We start from the raw sequence: 14,940 nt of genomic DNA, 5'->3' as shown, positions 1-14,940 counted from the left end.
GCTGCTTTACTTTAGTGCATTAAAGCGTTATCGTGCCCTCATGGTTTTTCGCCATGGGGGCTTTTGCTTTCTGGGGCAAGCCGCCGGGGTTCTCCGGCAACGGCTTTTGCCGATCGCAAAATCGCCGCGGCACAGTATGAAAGGTTCAATCAGGCATGTACGGTATCAGGGACGTCCTGCTTACGCAGGTGAGAGGCGATTACTCAGAACATCTGAGCGCGGGCGATTTCAAGCTCGATTGCTCCATGGGGTCCAACCCCTACGGCACGCCGCCCCTGACGATTCCGCAGCATGCGCTGAACGACCTCGCTGAATACCCCGAAGGCGACGTGGCGCTCACCGATGCTTTGCGCGAGCGTTTCGCATCCGTCCTCGACCTCACGCCCGACATGATCGTGTTCTCGTGCGGCTCCATCGCCTCATGCATGGAGCTCACGCGCATATGCGTGGTGCCGGGCAAGACCATCATCTGCATGGCGCAGACCTTCACCGCCGTCACCGATGACATGGTGACGTACGAGCCCGTGTTCAAGCGCGTGTACCTGAAGCGCGAGAATGATTACAGGTTCGATGTGCAGGAGATGCTCGACGTCATCGCCGCCAACCCGGGTGCGTACATCTACATCGATAACCCCAACAATCCTACCGGCCAGGTATACCCGCTGACGGACGTGCGCCGTATGGTGGAGGCCGCCCGCGACGCCGGCTCGTTCATCACCATGGACGAGGCCTACGGCGACTACATGGCCGACGACCAATCGGCGCTCAACCTGGTGCCCGAGTTCGACAACCTGGCCGTGGTGCGCACCTTCTCCAAGGGCTACGGCATGGCGGGCGCGCGCCTGGGCTACACCATCGCGCAGCCCCAGGTCGCAGCCGCCATGCACAAGGTGAACGTGCCGTATTCCAAGAATTCCATCGCGCACGAGTTCGCGTGCCAGGCGCTTGCCGCCAACTGGGGCCCGCGTACCCGCGAGCGCGTGCTGCAGGACAAGCCCCGCGTGCTGGAAGCGCTCAAGGCGTGCGAGCATCTGCGCGTGGCGCACACCAGCGAGAGCGTGTGCATCTCCATGGTGTATGTGGACGATGAGCAGGTGAACCTTGAGCACGTGTTCGCGCAGGCGGGCGTGCGCGTGGTCACGTGCGCCGGCTACGACGGCCTGGGGGCTAACGCGGTGCGCCTGAACCTCAACGAGGACATGGACGCGCTGGTGGAGCTTATCGCCGAGATCGATAAGCTGGCCGGTCAGGCGATGGGAAAGTAGGGAAGCGCGCAGGGCAAGAAGCATCTCGCTCGAAGCGATGAAGGCAAACGCGGGGTGCGCCTCGATAGGACAGCGAAAGGCAAACGCAATGTTCAACTGGCAGTTCGCATATCGATTTTACTTTAGCAAGACCCCATGATTGCGGCCGCTGCCACGCCATTGCATTCAAGCATTTCGGTATGAGAAGGCGCCGCAATCCGGCGCCTTTTTGTATAAGCAGGAAGTCATCCGGCAAGAGAAAGGAATCACCATGTCGGAGAAAACAACCAACAACGCCGCGGTGGGATACGCGGCAGGGCAGGGGAGCGTGGGCCTATCTGGCGTCGCCTCTGACGCGAAGGGCGGCAAGGCCAACGTGCTGACGATCATCAAGTTCGCAGGCGCGTTCGTGGCGTTCCTCATCGGTTCGGGATACGCCACCGGCCAAGAGATCATGCAGTTCTTTACCGCGTACGGCATCTGGTCCATGGGAGGGTTGCTCATCGCGCTCGTTCTGTTCGCGTGGCTGGGCAAGGTTCTCATGAACTACGGGTACAGGCATAGCGACCTGGGCCCCGATGCAATGGCCGACCGGGCGTTCCGCTACTATGCGGGCAAATACTTCGGGGCGTTCCTGGCGTGGTTCATCCCGCTGTTTCTCGTGCTCGTGTGCATCGTGATGACCTCCGGCGCGGGCGCCACGCTGGCGCAGTACTTCGGCATTCCCGCGTGGGCGGGCTCGCTGGCCATGTGCCTGGTCGTGTTCATCACCAACATCTTCGGGTTCCATCGCATCGTCGACGTCATCGGCGTGGTTGGTCCCATCATCATCGTGTTCACGCTGATCATTGCGGCTAATGCCATCGCGGCGAATCCCGAGGGTCTTGCGAACATCGGCGGGAAGGGCGACCTGTTCGCGGGCATGGCCAACGCCACCAACGGTGCACCGCTGTGGGCGCTCGGCGGCCTGTTGTACGTGGCCTACAACGTGGCGGGCTCTGTGCCGTTCTTCGCACAGACCGGCGGCACCGCCCGCGTGCCGCGCGAGGCCAAGATTGGCGCCGTGCTGGGCGGCATCGCCTTCATCGGCGCCGCCATGCTCATGAACGTGGCGCTGCTGTGCCATATCGACAACGTTGCCGCGCTCGAGGTGCCCACGCTGTACCTGTCCGACCTGATCAGCCCCGCGCTGAGCGTCGTGTTCGCCGTCATCGTGCTGTGCGGCATCTACTCCACCGCCGCTCCCATGATGTGGACCGCCGTGAACCGCTTCGCGCCCGAGGGCACCAAGCGCAATAAGGCCGTGCTGGTGCTGTTCAGCGCCGTGGTGCTGGCCATCGCCGTGAGCCCGCTCGGATACAGCCAGCTTATGGGCATCATCTACCCCTACACCGGTTACATCGGCATCGCGTTCATCGTGTGCGTGGTGGTGCGCCAGCTCATCGAGATGCGCAACAAGGCGCGCGGGCTCGACGTCGAGACGCCGCTGCTGAAGAAGACCGAAGAGGCCACCTCGACCGAGGCCAACGCTGCGTAAACGCGAAGCCGACGGGGTCTTATTGCTCGGATGGGGTCGTATCGCTTGTTTTATCGCTTGTGCAAGAGAGGACCGTCGTATTTCAGCCTTTCATCTTCGGACATAAGAAAGCCTCCCATTTCTCGCGCCCAAGAAATGGGAGGCAGTTCAGTCTCCGCCGGTCCTCTCTTCGTGGAACAAAATGGTTGAGTGCTGCCCGAGGGGCAGGATGACGCATGAATCGTCGATGCCAACAAAACCGGGATTCGTGGACGTTATTTCGACTTTCCCGGATTCGTTGGGCGGACGAGAGAGCAGAAGGTGCGTATCTCGTCCGTTCCGGTGCTCATCCCTGCCCCGTTTATGCGTTCTGTCGCATTTTGCGAAAGCGAAGTGGGCGATCCTAGTCAAAAGTCCTGCAGCAATCCAAAGGCAACTTCCTACGAAACCTGTGTGCTTCCGGGAAACTCGAAAAAACGTCCACGAATCTTGAGGTTTTTGTCCCGCGGCTCGTGGCGCGGCTTAGAACTCGAAGCGGCGCTCGCTGCCGTCGATGTCGCAGAAGCGCGCCACGCCGTGCTTCACGCTGAAGAAAGCGAGGCGACCGTCGTTGGGCGAGTCATGATGCTCGCCGATGCCCACCATATGCTCGAAGCCCGCCTGACGCACGGCATCGCTCACGTTGGCGTCGTCGGCAAGGTCGGCCTCGCCGGAAAGCACGATCCAAAACTCGCCGGGCTTCCATCCAGAAACTTCGAACTTCGGATGCGCCGAAAGTTCGCGCCACACATCCTTATCGCGCGACGTAGAAAACCACAGCTTGCCATCGTCCACCGCGGCAAAGCTGAACGGCCGCACGCGCGGCTGCTCAGGATCGTTCTCATCAATAGTGGCCAAATACCAAGCCGGAATCCCGGTCAAATACTCAAGAATCTCATCCATCATGCGTTCCTTTCCTTGCTATTTATCTTCTATCAGCAGCGAGCGCTTTCGCGCGGATGTCTCGTGCTCAAAAACGCGAGAATAGTATTGTTTTGGGGTTCGTCTGCTACAAATTGCGAGAATAGTATCGCTTCAGCCGCAAGCAACCGCAGCGGGCGGGAAAGTTTATCAAACAGAGCTTGCATAGTGCCTGGTCACCAACTTGATACATGAAACTCGAAGCAGATATCTCGCTGCCCGAAGATACTATTCGGGCATTTTGTAGCAAAGCAGGGGTCAAATCATACTATTCTCAATATTCGTAGCAATCCGATGCCCGCCATGGACCCATCAAAAGGCGGCCGTCCACCCCAAGCTGAGGTTGCATATTCGGGAGCGAGGGACGCGGGCAGGGCGGAGGGCCCTGTGGAATCACTTGACTTTCTCAAACTTGTATAGTCAAAAACCGAAAAGTCGCGTGAGGCGCATAGCGAGCAAAGCGAGCGGTAGCCGAACGGGTGTTCCACAGGGCCCTCCGCCCTGCCCGCGTCCCTCATCTCTCGCATATCGTTCACAGCTCCACAGGCACCCATTCATCGTGATTGCAAATCCAAGCCTGGGGCTCCTCGACCGAGAAGAACACAAGCGTGGGATCGTTCGGGCCATCGTAGTGCTCGTTCAGGCTGGTCAGATGGTCGTAGCCCGCCTGGCGCATCTCGGCATTCGCGCGGTCCTCAAGCCCCGCACGCCCGCGCAGGATCAGCCAGCCATGGCCGGGCCACCAGGCGGTAGCCTCGATCAGCTGGTTCTGCAGCAGCTCTTCCCACACGTCCTTGGTGGTGGCGGTGCAGAACCAAATCTTGCCGTCCTGCTCGGCCGCGAAGCTGAACGGGCGCACATGCGGCTGGTTGTCCACGCTGGTGGCCAGATACCACGCGGGAATGGAGGTTAAATACTCCAAGACGGTTTTCATTCCAGGGGTCATTGCGGTTCCTTTCTGCCGGTAGTTTCGACTGGTTCGGCTTGTGGGAGGGGGCTGTTGATTTGTGGGAGGGAAGCTGCTGATTGTGGGGCAGGGATAGGTCCCTCGTCTCCGATTGCGTTCGAATCTAAGGTGCGGCGTACATGGGCTGTTCAGTGTGGGGTGCTGCTGCTACACGAGCGCGTTCACGGCGAAGATGCACACGAACAAAAGCGCAATCACGACTGCCGCCACGCCGTCGCGCGGCGCGAAACGCAGCGGATGCATGCGCGTGCGGCCGACTTTTCCGTGGTAGCAGCGTGCGTCCATGGCGGCCGAAAGCGTCTCGGCGTGACGGAAAGCGCTTGCGAACAGGGGCACCAAGAGCGACACCAGCATGCGCACCGACTTGGCGGGGCTGCCGGCGGCTGACGCGCCGCGGCTGATCTGCGCGCGGCGGATGGTGACAAGCTCGGTGGCGAACTGCGGCATGAAGCGCAGTGCGATGCCCATGATCATGCCCAGCTCGTGAGCGGGAAGCCCGATGCGCGAGAACGGCGAAAGCAGCCGCTCGAACGCCTCGGTCAGATCGAGCGTCATGGTGGTCATGGTGATTAGGCTCATGCCCATCATCATCAGCACCAGGCGGGCGCCGATGAACAGGCATTGCCGCACGCCGCCCTCGCTGATGCGGATGAAGCCCAGCTGCACAAGGGTGGCGCCGTCCTGCACCACGAACAGGTTCAGAAGCGACGCGAACAGCGAGATGAACAGCAGCGGGGCAAGCGATTTCGCGGCCTTGCTGGGCGGCACGCGCGAGATGACGTAGAACGCCAGCACGAACACGGCCACCACGCCCAGCGCGGCAAAGCCCTGCGCGCACAGCACAGCAGCGATGAACGCGCAGCCCAGAAGAAGCTTGGCGCGCGGGTCCATCCGATGCAGGGGGCTGTCGCCGGGGCAGTAGCTGCCGAAAGAGAATGCGCCGTTCATCGCGCACCGCCTTCGCCGCCGGCAGGCGCGGAGCCAGCCGCCGCCATGCGTGCCGCCACCTCGTGGGCAAGCGACGCCTCGTCGTAGAGCACGCTCATGTCAAGCGGCATGCCGGCGTCGCGCAGCTTGCGCGCCATGCGCTGCGGGCACGGCTGCCCCAGGCCGATGGCGTTGAGCTCGTCGGCGTGGATGAACACCTCGGCGGGCGTGCCCACGCAGAACATCTCGCCCTCTTTCATGATGAGAACGCGGTCGGTAAGACGCGCGAGGTCGTCCATGCTATGCGACACCATGACCACCGTAAGACCCTGTTTGTGCAGGTCAGAAATCATGCCCAGGAAATCGCGGCGCGCGGCGGGGTCAAGGCCGGCGGCGGGCTCGTCCAGCACCAGCACGCGCGGACGCATCGCCAGCACGCCGGCGAACGCCACGCGGCGCTGCTGGCCGCCCGAAAGCTCGAACGGGCTTTTCTCCTGCACGTCGTCAAAGCTCAGGCCCACCTGCGAAAGCGATTCCTCCACGCGGGCGCGCACCTCGTCTTCGGAAAGGCCCATGTTGCGCGGGCCGAACGCCACGTCGTCGAACACGGTGGCGGCGAACAGCTGATGCTCGGGGTACTGGAACACCACGCCCACCAGCGAGCGCGCCTGCGCGGCCGCCGCCTTGTCGGCGATGTCTTTGCCGTCCACCAGCACGCGCCCCATCGTGGGCCGCACGAGCGCGTTCATGTGCTGGATGAGGGTGGATTTGCCCGATCCGGTGTGCCCGGCGATGCCCAGGAACTCGCCCTCCATGACCGCGAAACTCACGTCGCGCACCGCCCACAGCTCGTCGGGGTCGTTGCCCCATTTGGCGCGTTCGGCCTGCACGTCGGTTACGGCCTTGCCGCGCTTGAGCGCCTTCTGCTGGCGCTTCGCCATAGCGGCGTCGTAGGTGTAGGACACATGGTCGAATTCGATGAGCGGGGTGCCGCTTGCCACGCTTGTGCGTGGGAGCGGCGGCAGCTTCTGGGGCGCGACCGTGCAAACGGCGGGCGTGCCCTCGCGCTCCGCGTGTTCGGCTACGGCGCCATCAGCGGTACGCGCATCGCCGTCAACGCCTGCGGCCTCCACACCATTCGCGGCAAGCACGCCGCCGTCATCCGTGGCGCTATCCGCCACGGTATACCCGTCAGCGCACGGGAACGCCGCAGGAGCCGCCTTGCGCAGCTGCTCGATCAGCGCCGATTCATGCACGCACGGCACTACGTCAACGCCCAGGTCCTGCAGCTGCACCGAGAAGTCGCACGCGAACGGCACCTCCAGGTTCAACCGTGCCAGCACGTCGGTGCGCACCAGCACCTCGCCGGGCGTGCCCTCGAGCGCCACGTGCCCCTCCTCCAGCACGATCACGCGGTCGGCCTCGGCGGCCTCTTCCATGAAATGCGTGATCATGACAATGGTGAGGCCCGTCTCATGAAGCTCGCGGCACACGCGTATGAGGCCCTTGCGGCCGCGCGGGTCCAACATGGACGACGCTTCGTCCAAAATCAGAATCTTGGGCTCCATGGCCAACACGCCGGCAATTGCCACGCGCTGCTTCTGGCCGCCGGACAGGGCGTGCGTCTCGTGCTTCTCAAAGCCCATCAGGCCCACCTCAGCGAGCGAGCGGGTTACGCGCGCGGCAATCTCGGAGGGCTCGATGCCCAGGTTTTCGGGGCCAAAGGCTACGTCGTCTTCCACGAGCGAGGCCACCAGCTGGTCGTCGGGGTTTTGGAACACCATGCCCGCGGTGGAGCGAATCAGGTAAAGCGCCTGCTGGTCGCGGGTGTCGCTGCCGTCCACCGTCATGGAGCCCTCGTCGGGAGCCAGCAGCGCGTTGATGTGCTTGGCGAACGTGCTCTTGCCCGAGCCGTTGCCGCCAAGGATGCAGACGAATTCACCCGCGTTCACGTGCACGTTCACGTCGCGCAGGGCGAACGTCTGCCCGTCGTAGGTGAATCCAAGGTTGGAACTGTCGATCATTGGATGCCTTGTCCTGTTGTTGTCTTGCGTTGATCTGTCTTGCGAAGCCTTCATTGGGGAGGGGCGCTGCGGCGCGCGGGGTAGCGGGGCGACCGTCGAACGATGCCGCGAAACGCCTGCCCGCTTGCACCCAAAACGCAGCAAGCCCGGCAAGTCGCGCCTGCCGGGCTTTGCGTTTGCGTCTTAGCGACCCTTGACCTGATTCTTTTTAGGGGTGATCAGGTTGGAAACCGCCTTGTAGATGACCATGGTGAGCACGGAGTTCAGAATGGCCTTGGCCAGGTTGAACGGCACCACGGCGGGGAGCAGCAGCGGCATGATCACGTCGGTGCTGCCGTACCAGAACCACACGCCCACGGTGAGGTTGGCGATGAGCGCGCCGATCAGTACGGTCACGCACGACACGGCGAAGCCGGCGATGGCGCCCTTGAAGGTGTGGAACTTGCGGTAGATGAGCGCGGCGGGAAGCACGTAGCACACTGCCATGATCACGTTCATCAGCGCGCCCACCCAGTCGCCCATAATCAGGCCGTAGATGACCACGCCGATCGATCCAACGGCCACGCCGGCGCCGGGGCCGAACGCGAAACCGCAGATCATTGCGGGCACGAATGACGGGTCATACGTCAGAAACGTGACGCCCGGGATCAGCGGGATCTGCACGAACGCCAACAGCGCGCCGATGGCGGCCATAAGCGCCATGGTCACCAATTGACGGGTGTCCCACGCATTCGTGTTCTGGAATTGGACGGTCTTCGACTGTTCAGACATGAAAATCACCTGCCTCTTCCATCCGGACTTTGACCGTTGGCCCCGGGTTTTCACCGGATCAGCCTGCCAAGCGAACCAACGCCGGCAGGGTCGCGGGCTCATCGGTGAGCGCGGGCTTGTGCACCGCGTCCGATTTACCGCCAGTGAGGAATTCCACCTCGCCCTGAAACAGTACGCAGGCGATTGTAGCACCGAGCGCCACCATTGTGAACCACTTTATTTGGGTAAAGTAACGCAAAGGCGCGATTGGGGTGTCTATAAGGAAAGGCGTGACGGACGACCTATGGCATGGACGGGCAATCTGCGGTGCGGGCGACAAAAGCTTGGAGTTATAGCCAAAACTCACAGAGAAAGACAAAGAGGGCAGCAAAAACTCGTTCATGCTGCAGTTTTATGGTAGGCGGCGAAGTAGGGGGAAACATGGGTGACATCTGACCTGGTGTTTTGCACGACCTGCATGCTGGTCTACTTTAAAATGTGCCGAAAAACTGCAGCATGAAGGGGTCATCTGCTCGATGCGCCGTAAAAACCGGGGACCCAGAGGTGGATTGCGGGTTAGAAGGAAGGTCGAGAGCCGATGGGCGAAGCGGCCTGCAGAGAGTTCATGCAGGAAGTAAGACGCGAAACGATAAGCGAAGTGATTTACAGGGGTATTGGTGCCTTTTGCCTTAGAAAAAGATTGAGGCCCGGAAGGGAAGGGCCGGGCCTCACACAAGGAGGGGATGATCGGTGCAAGGGGAATGCACCGTTTCTGCTTTAACAAGCAGGCAAGTGAAGGAGGGGAGCCTTGCGCTTGCAGCTGCAATTATAAAGATGCGGTTTCGAGAACCTATGACGAGGCCGTGGAGGTCTTGTGTTCTCGGATGCAAATCGGTGTAAAACGCACCGTGCAAATCGCCGGAGCAACCCTCGCGGGCGGCGTTCGGCTTGCAATCGTCCAAGAGAATGGGGCGGCGTTCGACTTGCAATCGTCCAAGAGAGCGGGGAAGGCGAGGAACGCACGGAACGCAAAGAGCGCAAGGAAGCGCGGGAGCGTGCCTATCTCGTGGGTGTCGCGGCGGGCGCATCGTTCGGTGCGTGCCCTGCGTTACAATAGCGCGCGACGAATACTTCTCGAGTTTGGAGCGAACCCCATGGCTGATATCCAACTGCGATTCCATCATGACATGCTCGTGCTTTCCGCGCCCATCGACTACGCGCTCGCGCGCCAGGGCGTAGACGTGGAGGACGATTTCGAATTCACCAGCCTCATCGAGCCCGAGATGGCGACCGATGCGCTGCGTCTGGAGGCGCTTGCCGGCGCGCAATGCCTGGTCACGGCCACCGAGGGCATCTGCCCGGCGCGTTTGGCGCACGCGCGCATGGAAGACCGCGCGGCCGACGTGGCCGCCTCTGCCCTGGCGAGCGCGAACGCCAACAATCCCCAGCACGTCTTGTGCGAGATCGGTCCGTGCAACCTGCCGCTGGACCCGTCCAGCAAGGCGTCGCTCAAGCAGACCGTGCAGCAGTACGAAGCCTCTGCCTGCGCGTTTATGGGTGAAGGCGTTGGCGCGGATGGGGGAGACCGCGCGGCGTTGGGCGCCCAGGGCGTTCCCTTTGACGCGCTGTTCCTCAACGGCATGCGCACCGAGGCCGACATGCGCTGCGCCATCGAGGGCGTGCGCAAGGTGTACGACGGCCCTCTGTTTGCCAGCATGGATGTCAACGACCAGGGCGAATTCGACCGCATGACCGTGCAACAGGCCGTGGAGGCCATGCAGGGCGCTGACGTGGTGGGCGTCCGCAGCGCCGCCGCGCCTGAGGCGCTGTGCGCCACGGTGCGCCAGATGGCCCAGCTCACCGATGCTCCTATCCTGGCGCAGATTCGCGTGAAGGCTCCCACCGCGCAGGAAAAGAAGCGCGCTGCGCTGGGCGGCCCCATTCCCGGCAACCCGTATCCCATGCCTGACGCGCTTGCCGACGCCGCGCTCCAGCTGCGTGCGACGGGGGCGCAGTTCCTGCGCGCCTGCGGCGAGGCGACGCCGGCCTACACGGGCGCGCTCGCCGTGGCGGCTATGGGTCGTGACTGCATTCGATAAAGGTTTACGACGGCGCTCGGAATGCGCGTGTGGGCGCGCCGGGCGCCATGAATTACGCAGCCTCTACTTTCAATATGTGAAAGGACAGCTTTTGGCACTGCTCGAACGAAGCGAATCTTACGGCGAGCTCCAGCGCGTTGTGGACTACCTATATAAGAGTAGCGAGATGGTCGAGCGCTTGGACGTGATCATCGCGGCAGAAATGTTCGATATCCACTCCGATTTGCGTGAGATCGTTGACCTGTTGCCGCCCGGCGCCTATACGCGTGTGGCGCTGTGCACCCAGCTCAACTCGTCCATCGCCGGCCACGGCTGGGGCTACGTATACGGCACCGTAGAGTAGGGTGCGCGCCGTCGGGATTGATGGCGTGCTTCGGCGCACGGTGTCGTAGGGCAACTGCGTACGCGACACCGTAAGGCAGAGTTTGCGGTGTGCCCATTACCCGCCGCCCACCGTTCGCCCGCAAGAGCATGCCGCGTGTCGAAAGAGGCCCGCTGAGCCAGCCTTACAATTTGTTGCGCAACAAATTGTGCGAAAAGCACGATACAATCAAAGCTTGATATGTGAAACCGAGGCGAGAAGGGAGGCTGGCCGCATGAAGCACGCCCGTGAAGCGGCGACGGATGAAACGCCCGCAAGCGAGGCTCCGTCGCACGAATCGCTGTTGAATGGTCGCGTAGCGCAAGAAACGCCCGTGAACGAGCATGTTCCGCATGACCGAGCGGCGGGCGAGCGCATGGAGCCTTCCGCTGCCGCGCTCCCGCAGATGGGTTCGCAGCCCGTGCAGCCGGATGCGCCCCGGTCGGGCTTCGTGCCTGCCACGGCCCGGCTTCGCATGGCTCCCTCCACCTCGCGCTTAGGCACGGTAAGCGGGCTCATCGATCGCGGGCGCAATCACGCGGATGGCCATCATGAAGGCGAAAGCGCGTTCGACCGCCTGGTGGACGATCTGACCGAAAACGCCGGCGCATCCGACGACTATTCGGTGCGCAGCGTGTTCCGCGCCATTTCGGACGACGCACGAGCCAACAAGCAGGGCGCTGGTTTTCAGGCGGCGCGCGAGGCGGCCGCCGAGGCGCTAGGCAGGCTCAAGGCCACGCTCCCCACGCATCACGAAGCCGGCAAGCCGCATATATCGCCGCCAAGTCGCCAAAAAGCGCGCACGCGGCGGCGGGGAGAGGGGTCGTGAGGCAAAATTTTGCACAGCCTTTACGAATAAACGCATTTTGTTGGCTGTGGCCCCACACGATGCAGCCAACGTCCTTTACAATCCTAAAAGTTTGAGTGCTCGCCGATTTTTCCTCCATAAGACTTAAAACTCTATGGGGGGGGGTGCTATCATCGCCTCCGAACATTTTCAGGTGACGCGAGGGCGCGTCGGTCGGCAACGGGACAAGAGGCTCCGAAGCGCGGCCCCGCGCCATACGATAGAGAAAGGAAGCGCCAGAGATTCAGGCGAGCGGAATCTGGCACAGCGCATAGAGATATGAGCGAGAGAAACCAACATATTCCCGGGCAGCCCCGAGGCGGCCAGTCAGGCCAGCCGGGTCAACCCGGCCAGCCGAGGGGCGGCCAAAGCTTCGGCCAGCCTGCGGGCGGTCGGGGCTATGCCGGCGGGCAGGCGCCTCAAGGCGTGCCGGGCTCTACGACCCCTGCGGGCTTTCGGCCTGCCACGGCCGGTCGCGGCTCTCATGCCCAGGGTGGGTACCGTCCCGCCACATACGGTGCGCATGGTTCGCACGGGGCATACGGCCAGGGTCAGCAAGGCTTCGGCGGCGGTGCTCCGTACGGCGGCGGCTCCCCCTACAACACCGGGCGTGACGACAATCTGATCAAGGTGCGCAAGAAACGCCACAAAGGCGCCAAGATCGCTCTCATCATCGTAGGCATCGTGGTGGCGCTAGTGGTGGCCGCAGGTGCGGCACTCGCCCTGTGGGTCAACTCCCTCAACTCCTCCATGAGTCTGAACGAGGAAGACCGCCAGGCGCTCTCCCAGGTTTTGGAACAGCCCACGCAGGCGGCGGACGGCAAGGAAAGCTCCGCATTCTACATGCTCATCCTGGGCAGCGATGCGCGCGAGGGCGATACCGCCAGCCGTTCCGACGTGACCATGCTCGCCCGCATCGACCCCGACACTGCCACGGTGGACCTCATCTCCATCCCGCGTGACACCATGGTGACCATCGAGGGCCAGGGCACGCAGAAGATCAACGCCGCCTACGCGTTCGGCGGTGCGGCGGGTGCCGTAGAGTGCGTGTCTGAGTTCGCGGGTGTGCCCATCTCGCATTACGCCGAGGTGCACTTCGACGAGCTCGAAGACGTGGTGGATGCCTTGGGCGGCATCTGGGTGGATGTGCCCGAGAGCTTTGACGCTGGCAACGGTGGCATGTCGTTCCAGGCCGGAGAGCAGAAGCTTAACGGTGAACAGGCCCTCGCATATGCCCGTGAGCGATACAACGTGTCCGGTGGTGACTTTGGCCGCGCTCAGGCTCAGCGTCAGATTGTCGAAGGCATCATCAAACAGGTGCTCGCCAGCAGTCCGGCAGACCTTCCCAGTATCATCGGTCAACTGGCCGAGAGCGTGAGTACCGATTACTCGGTTACCGATATGGTGGCGCTTGCCCAGCAATTCATGGGCAAGGATGTCACCATGTATTCGGCGGCGTGCCCCAGCTATTCGCTTTCGCAGGATGGCGTGAGCTATGTGGGCACCATGTTCGACGAATGGCGCGCCATGATGCAGCGCGTGGATGCGGGACTTGATCCCAATGACGAGAGCGCTGAAATCCCCGAAGAGCAGGCCAACAACCCCGACCTGGGCGCTGCGACCAACTCGCCCGCTCCCCAGCAGTATGAGGATTTGGCCGCCAACGCAGGACTGACCACCGACGACGTAGCACCCGCCGAATAGCGGCTTTCGAAAGGCAAACCCACAATGACGTTACTGGAACTTCTCAAACTGATGCGCAAGCATCTCAAGCTGGTGGTAGCGCTGCCCATCGTGTGCGCCATCGCCATGGGGCTCGTGAGCTTCCTGTTCATGCCCAACACCTATACGGCCTCCACCAGCATGTACGTGCTGGTGCAAAGCGACAACACCACGGGCGCCACCATGAGCACCGATCTTTCTGCCAGCCAGATGATCACCAACGACGTGGCGAACCTCATCACCAGCGACCGCGTGACCAAGGATACGGCCGCCGCGCTGCAGATGAACAGCCTGGATGACTACGACATCGCCGTGAACAGCGAGACCACCACACGCGTGCTCACGCTGAGCGTGACGGGTCAGGATGCCCAGAGCACGGCCATCATCGCCAACGAGTTGGCTAAAAACGTTTCGGCCGTGGCCCAGGAGGTCATGAACGTCCAGAGCGTCAACGTGATCGACGAGGCCGCCACCCCCGAATCTCCCAGCGGCCCCAATCGCATGATGTACACCGCGGTCGCGTTTCTGGCGGGCCTGTTCCTGGCCGTCGCCATCGTGGTGCTGATGGACGTCCTCAACACCCGCGTGCGCGGCGCTGAAGATGTGGAAGAGCTGCTGGGTGTGCCGGTTATCGGCCGCATTCCGGCTATGAAGGAAGGGAAGTAGACATGGCGCGAAAGAAGGGCGGAGCCGACAAGCTGGTGGTGCAGAACGCCGCCAAGACGCTTCTGGCCAACATCCGCTTTGCCAGCGTCGACAATCCCATCCGTACGCTGGTCATGACATCTTCGGTGCCCAATGAGGGCAAGACCACCGTTGCCGTGAACCTGGCGCAGGCCATTGCCACCAGCGGCAAGCGTGTGCTGCTGGTTGAGTGCGACATGCGCCGCCGCAGCGTGGCCGACATGATTGGCGCGCATGCCAAAGCGGGCCTCTATGCCGTGCTTTCCGATCAGGTGCGCTGGGAGAATGCCGTGGTTGCTACGGGCCAGCAGAACATGGACTTCTTGGACGCTGAGCCGCATATTCCCAACCCCGCCGACATCATTTCGTCCAAGCGCTTCGCGCGTCTGGTGCAGATTCTGGAAGAAGCGTACGACTACGTGATTTTCGATACGCCTCCGGTGGGCACCTTCGTCGACGCGGCCATCCTGTCCACCATGGTGGACGGCACGGCCCTGGTGGTGCGCGACAACTTCACCAAGCGCGATGAGGTGGTGCATGCATTCGAGCAGCTGAAGAAGGCCGAGGCCAACATCCTGGGTGTGATTCTGAACGGCTGCGAGACCGAGACCAGCGAGTACTACTACGCGTACTACACCAAGGACGGCAAGCGCGTGAAGAAGAGCGAGCACTCCAGCGGTCACGTGTCGAGCGGTGCGCAGGTGCCCGATTCGGATTTTGCGGTGGACATGCCTACGCATCGCGGGCGTGGTCGCCACAACGTGGGGTAATCAGCCAAACGGCGTAAGGTTCACGTAAAACTGCCGCCGAAGCGCAATGTTGCGCAACAAATTGCAGCG

13 protein-coding genes and 1 riboswitch are annotated in these 14,940 nt (G+C 62.3%); of the genes, 8 read left to right on the top strand and 5 right to left on the bottom strand.

The window, feature by feature from the left end:
- Nucleotides 1-155: 155 nt before the first annotated feature.
- Complete coding sequence (locus tag Q0J60_RS05415) at nucleotides 156-1,265, top strand: histidinol-phosphate transaminase (protein ID WP_294439275.1); 1,110 nt, start codon at nucleotides 156-158, stop codon at nucleotides 1,263-1,265.
- A 250-nt stretch (nucleotides 1,266-1,515) separates the two neighbouring features.
- On the top strand, nucleotides 1,516-2,781 hold the full coding sequence (locus tag Q0J60_RS05410) for a hypothetical protein (RefSeq protein ID WP_294439273.1): 1,266 nt from the start codon (nucleotides 1,516-1,518) through the stop codon (nucleotides 2,779-2,781).
- A 501-nt stretch (nucleotides 2,782-3,282) separates the two neighbouring features.
- Here Q0J60_RS05410 and Q0J60_RS05405 read toward each other — a convergent pair.
- The 5 genes from Q0J60_RS05405 to Q0J60_RS05385 all read right to left on the bottom strand — a co-directional run bounded on the left by Q0J60_RS05405 (nucleotide 3,283) and on the right by Q0J60_RS05385 (nucleotide 8,409).
- A complete protein-coding gene (locus Q0J60_RS05405; protein ID WP_294439269.1) occupies nucleotides 3,283-3,705 on the bottom strand; it encodes a pyridoxamine 5'-phosphate oxidase family protein in 423 nt (140 codons plus the stop codon).
- A 547-nt stretch (nucleotides 3,706-4,252) separates the two neighbouring features.
- On the bottom strand, nucleotides 4,253-4,666 hold the full coding sequence (locus Q0J60_RS05400) for a pyridoxamine 5'-phosphate oxidase family protein (RefSeq protein WP_294439266.1): 414 nt from the start codon (nucleotides 4,664-4,666) through the stop codon (nucleotides 4,253-4,255).
- Nucleotides 4,667-4,834: 168 nt separating this feature from the next.
- A complete protein-coding gene (locus Q0J60_RS05395) occupies nucleotides 4,835-5,635 on the bottom strand; it encodes an energy-coupling factor transporter transmembrane protein EcfT (RefSeq protein WP_294439263.1) in 801 nt (266 codons plus the stop codon).
- The gene (locus Q0J60_RS05390) at nucleotides 5,632-7,638 is read right to left on the bottom strand and encodes an energy-coupling factor transporter ATPase (protein ID WP_294439261.1); all 2,007 of its coding nucleotides are present in this window, start codon (nucleotides 7,636-7,638) and stop codon (nucleotides 5,632-5,634) included. The genes Q0J60_RS05395 and Q0J60_RS05390 overlap by 4 nt, the downstream gene beginning before the upstream one ends.
- Nucleotides 7,639-7,821: 183 nt before the next feature.
- Entirely contained in the window at nucleotides 7,822-8,409 is a 588-nt protein-coding gene (locus Q0J60_RS05385) for an ECF transporter S component (protein ID WP_294439259.1), read from the bottom strand.
- A gap of 6 nt (nucleotides 8,410-8,415) precedes the next feature.
- Nucleotides 8,416-8,584, bottom strand: a riboswitch (FMN riboswitch).
- Between the two features lie 958 nt (nucleotides 8,585-9,542).
- Here Q0J60_RS05385 and Q0J60_RS05380 point away from each other — a divergent pair.
- From Q0J60_RS05380 to Q0J60_RS05355, 6 genes are all read left to right on the top strand, one after another.
- Nucleotides 9,543-10,487: a homocysteine S-methyltransferase family protein gene (locus tag Q0J60_RS05380; RefSeq protein ID WP_294439257.1), complete on the top strand. Its 945-nt coding sequence runs from the start codon at nucleotides 9,543-9,545 to the stop codon at nucleotides 10,485-10,487.
- 91 nt (nucleotides 10,488-10,578) lie between these two features.
- Nucleotides 10,579-10,830, top strand: a complete 252-nt coding sequence (locus tag Q0J60_RS05375) for a hypothetical protein (protein WP_294439256.1) — start codon at nucleotides 10,579-10,581, stop codon at nucleotides 10,828-10,830.
- Between the two features lie 253 nt (nucleotides 10,831-11,083).
- Nucleotides 11,084-11,677 (top strand): hypothetical protein, encoded by a 594-nt coding sequence (locus Q0J60_RS05370; protein WP_294439255.1) that lies wholly within the window; start codon nucleotides 11,084-11,086, stop codon nucleotides 11,675-11,677.
- Between the two features lie 297 nt (nucleotides 11,678-11,974).
- Entirely contained in the window at nucleotides 11,975-13,399 is a 1,425-nt protein-coding gene (locus Q0J60_RS05365; protein WP_294439253.1) for an LCP family protein, read from the top strand.
- Between the two features lie 24 nt (nucleotides 13,400-13,423).
- Nucleotides 13,424-14,083: a YveK family protein gene (locus tag Q0J60_RS05360; RefSeq protein WP_294439251.1), complete on the top strand. Its 660-nt coding sequence runs from the start codon at nucleotides 13,424-13,426 to the stop codon at nucleotides 14,081-14,083.
- A gap of 2 nt (nucleotides 14,084-14,085) precedes the next feature.
- Nucleotides 14,086-14,871, top strand: coding sequence for a CpsD/CapB family tyrosine-protein kinase (locus Q0J60_RS05355; protein WP_294439250.1), 786 nt, complete (start codon nucleotides 14,086-14,088; stop codon nucleotides 14,869-14,871).
- Nucleotides 14,872-14,940: the final 69 nt, after the last annotated feature.

The organism is uncultured Slackia sp. (assembly GCF_944321625.1).
GTDB lineage: Bacteria > Actinomycetota > Coriobacteriia > Coriobacteriales > Eggerthellaceae > Slackia.
The sequence above is the reverse complement of the archived record's forward strand: the minus strand, read 5'-3'. Positions and strand labels throughout refer to the sequence as shown.